The sequence below is a fragment of the Syntrophaceticus schinkii genome (genome assembly GCF_000946815.1).
Classification (GTDB): domain Bacteria; phylum Bacillota; class DSM-12270; order Thermacetogeniales; family Thermacetogeniaceae; genus Syntrophaceticus; species Syntrophaceticus schinkii.
The window spans coordinates 1-3,925 of the sequence record NZ_CDRZ01000111.1; the positions used below are offsets into that span (position 1 = coordinate 1).

The following is a 3,925-nucleotide window of genomic DNA, read 5'->3' on the forward strand; positions in this document are numbered from 1 at the left end:
TCAAGCGAAACTCCTAATCCAAATTGAACAACGACCGGTAGAGATGAATGAGTCAACTTCTTCCGATTTTTCTTCAAGAAAGGTCGTTTCCGAAAACGCGGACATCCCAATACTTCTCCAGTAATTCATTACCTGTTAGCTTTCTAACATCAGCACGTTTGGTGTCCTTGCTTTCCAAAACATCATATCCAGTTTCAGATAGGCCAAGCTCTTTGGCAATATCCTGCCAGACAGGAGAATCCTTTGCCAAAACCAAATCGCGTAACTTACGCTTGAAAGATACTGGTGAGATCTCGCCACGTCCGTCCTGCCGGGTACGAGGGTCACTTTCTCTATCGGGGTCACCATTTGGGTTCGAATCCTTCACGTCAATTAAAAGCAGTCCTGTCCCTCTTTTAATAAAATCACCCATTGGTTTTTTCCTCCTTTTCACCTTTCTTATCGTATGGAATCGATGCCAGATAACCGAGCAGTACCTGTGCCTGTTCTGCTGCATTAAATTGTTCTGGCAAATCGTTTGCCGCGATTTTCGCGCTAACTTCGCCATACCGTGCAAGAATCCATTTTGCTAAACCTGCGCCTTCACCAGTCGCAGTGTTTGCCCAAGCCAGATAAATTTTCATACGGTCACGCAATCGGTTTAGCCCTTCTACAGGATTTTCAGATGCGATTACTAGCATTTCATTTCCCATCAATTGGCTTGGTAACGTAGCCTTTTTATTTCCGCTGTTTCGGACCTGCACGCAGTACTCCTTATGCAGCATATCGGAAAGCTGCAAAAACTGCCCTACATTAAATGGTGCCTCATGCATATAACTCTCCTTTCTGACGCCCAAGCGCCACAACAAAATTGCGATTAGTGAAACGGATAACATGACGCGCCTTGCCCTGGAATGTGATTCCTTAGTGGAAGAAAGTGCATATTCCAAGACTAGCTGATTCCCCACATCTCCGAGCATTTGTGCCGTTTTTTCAACGACCCTGCTCACAACACTACAAAGAAAATCGTAGTCAGATGCAATGGAATTCTCTTTCGGCATATAAAGCCTATATATATCATGCAAAGAAACTGCGCTATGCTTCATAGGCTTTAATGAGCCGGAACGTGTGTAATTAATTTTAAGGAGTTGGCAAATATCGTTTGGCCCAGGGCAGATTGGCTTGTACTCAACTATTTTTTTCTTATCACGCACACGTACCCTGATATTTGACTGATTCTGAGCCGCCTCCGACCACATAAGCAGATTATTCCGGAACTGCTTGGCTGTCAGTATATTTTCGTAGACTACTTGTTTTCGGCCTGGGTCAAGTGTTTCCAGCATGATCAGGTTAATTTTTGTTAGCGGGTTTTTGCGAATCACAGATTCCATATTCCCAAGTACCTGCTGGCACAAGGCGTCAAACGCAGATTCGCCTTCCTCCCTAAACTCATCCTCCGATTCATAATCAGAAGGGTCTCCCAGTATTTGTGCCAGATAGGCATCATTCTGAGGATCATCGGGCAAATAGGCTAATAGCAGATTTGGCTTGTCACGGTTGCTGTCACTCATCGCTTGCCATGATTTATTTTCTCTATCCTTATCGGTAAGGAATGCAATTGCATCATTGATTGCCTTAACCTCGTTTTTACCTGTTTGGAAGGCTTCGACACCACTCAATCTATAACGAGTTAAGCATGGTGTGTCCGATTTTTTTGAGTATAAATATGTAAGCCCGAGTAAGGGAATATTAGGATTGGGGTATTTATCACTGACAGCTTCACACCTTTTTCCAGAAAGCGAAGACACAGCAGTTTGGTCCTTAAATTCAGTATTACTTTCATTATCACAATTTAGTAGGTTGATCAATGCTCGCTGTGTTTCAAGGGAAGTTACTAAGTTAGCAAAATTAGCTGTTTCATACACATCGTAATAAGTCATGCAACCAGCTACATATTTTCCTGTCTTTTCGTCGAGCCTTCCTATAAGCAATTCTTTGATAAAATCAACTTCTGCCTTATTATTAGAGGACACAATCTTTTGATAAAGCAAATCCGCCAACATTTTGTTGAAATTGGTGCATTCTGCCTTGACCGGGAACACATAGACTAGTTGCCTTAATGCCGCCAATTTTGGCTCTTGTGTGTCCATAATCCCTGAAAACTCATTCAGTGACCAGTCAGATATTTTTATGTCCAGGCACTCAGTATTAATTGCTCCAAAGTCTAATGTGGTTAGATAACTGACTTTTACAGACAACTCTGCTTCTTCCCATTTTGCTTTGCTGACTTTTGCACTTTCAGTTGCTGCGAGCAAAGGTTTTTGAACCCTTATTGCGGGAAAGCTGTTGTGGTTACCTTTACTATGTCTCCACAACATTCCCGTTTCTTCTTTTGGCAAAAGCCTAACCTCTTGAGGAACACCATCCTTATCAATTTCTACTAGCAAACAATAGCCCTTTCCCACATTGTTTACATTCGGATGTGTTGTGGATTGTAACAAGCCGTAATGTTCCAACGACTTACTCAGTTCATATAACTCATTAAGCAAAAAACATCACACCTCCTTCAATTTTGACGTCCTGCCTAAATTGCGGTGCGTACTTTCCATCCGTCGGACGAGTGTACATCGTACTCAGCATAGACGGAATTGTCACATTGATGGATTTGTCAGCAGCTGTAGTGTCACGAATCGGGCCAAAATAGGTTGGGACAAACTCTTTCCAGCCGAGGAAGGGCGTTGTATGGAATTGACCAACTGAAAGTCGGCGCATAAACATTTCCTGTAATTGATGCTGCGGGTTTTTACCTCTAAATGGTGGGGAATAGGCTAAGATCACCCCATAGACCTTATAACAAACATTTTCAAGGATAGTTGCAAACAGTTGAAAATTGACTGTTCCGCTTTTTCTCAATGGGCCGCCGTAATTAGTTGAATATTTTCGAAAGACAATGGGAGAACAAATTTCTATACGCTGCGGTTCGAAATAGGCGATTTTTGAGAAAGTCACACACTCAAAAATACTTTTTAGGGCGGATTTTGTTGGTGCTGGATAAGACACTGGTGATGAACCAGTATCGGGCCTAGTGAACATTGCCGCAGGTCCCTCCACTTCAAATGAAACAGAATATACTTTCTCTGTCATGCGTTCACCTCCTCTGCTTTGGTAATTTTAATTGTTATACATCTTCATATGGGCCTACAACGATCAACCATTACATTCAGTAATATGTATTTTGTATTTTGTATATTGTTAATATATCATGCGTAGTAGAACTTGTCCATGGGTCTACGTTGCTTTTTTTTAAAATTTGTGGTACTTTTCATCTGCCAGGGGTTTTTTGTTCCTGTGGATTGAAACAGCAATATGTACTTTGTTCTAAAAGTAAAAACGGCAAGGCGGCAGCGGGAGATTAGTATTACTTATCTTCCGCTGCCGCTTTTAGAGAGATCATTGAACATCGTTAGTGTAAGCGTCAAACAGGCTAGCACTTGCTAAATATCGGTATCACCAAAGATCACCTTTGCCAATATCTTTAACCTTGTTGTACTGTCTTTTAATCAGTCGTTTAAATTCTTCATCTGATAGACCATCGCCTGCATCCACACCATCATCCGATAGCACATCGTAAAAATATTCGGCGTGGCCCCTGTCTTCATGCACCATCTTCTTATAACGGGCTATGATCTCGGTCTGAAAGTCTAGTTCAAATATGTGCCGGGGAGTCTTGCCTGATAGGTATTCTTTCACCAGTTCCATCATATAGTCAATATTCTTTCCCATATCAGTCTTCCTCCCACGCAAATTTTTCCACGTTTGTACCACATGGCTTCGGGGTAAATACTTTTTTCGGGATTGTTTCACTGCCAGGCAGGAAATCTCTAACTGAGCTATGTACCTGTTTCCCAAGTTAGGAGCATTTGTAAAATCCATGTTAAGTATTCAA

Annotated in this window: 4 protein-coding genes; all 4 read right to left on the bottom strand. The window is 41.9% G+C overall.

What is annotated here, in order from left to right; genetic code table 11:
- Positions 1 to 73: 73 nt before the first annotated feature.
- Positions 74 to 412 (bottom strand): type I CRISPR-associated protein Cas7, encoded by a 339-nt coding sequence (locus tag SSCH_RS05765; protein WP_052835367.1) that lies wholly within the window; start codon positions 410 to 412, stop codon positions 74 to 76.
- Positions 405 to 2,528, bottom strand: a complete 2,124-nt coding sequence (locus tag SSCH_RS05770) for a hypothetical protein (protein ID WP_044664640.1) — start codon at positions 2,526 to 2,528, stop codon at positions 405 to 407. Before SSCH_RS05770 ends, SSCH_RS05765 begins: the two co-directional genes overlap by 8 nt.
- Positions 2,521 to 3,123 (bottom strand): CRISPR-associated protein Cas5, encoded by a 603-nt coding sequence (gene cas5 / locus SSCH_RS05775; protein ID WP_044664641.1) that lies wholly within the window; start codon positions 3,121 to 3,123, stop codon positions 2,521 to 2,523. Before cas5 ends, SSCH_RS05770 begins: the two co-directional genes overlap by 8 nt.
- A gap of 363 nt (positions 3,124 to 3,486) precedes the next feature.
- Positions 3,487 to 3,762 (bottom strand): hypothetical protein, encoded by a 276-nt coding sequence (locus SSCH_RS18185; protein WP_044664642.1) that lies wholly within the window; start codon positions 3,760 to 3,762, stop codon positions 3,487 to 3,489.
- Positions 3,763 to 3,925: the final 163 nt, after the last annotated feature.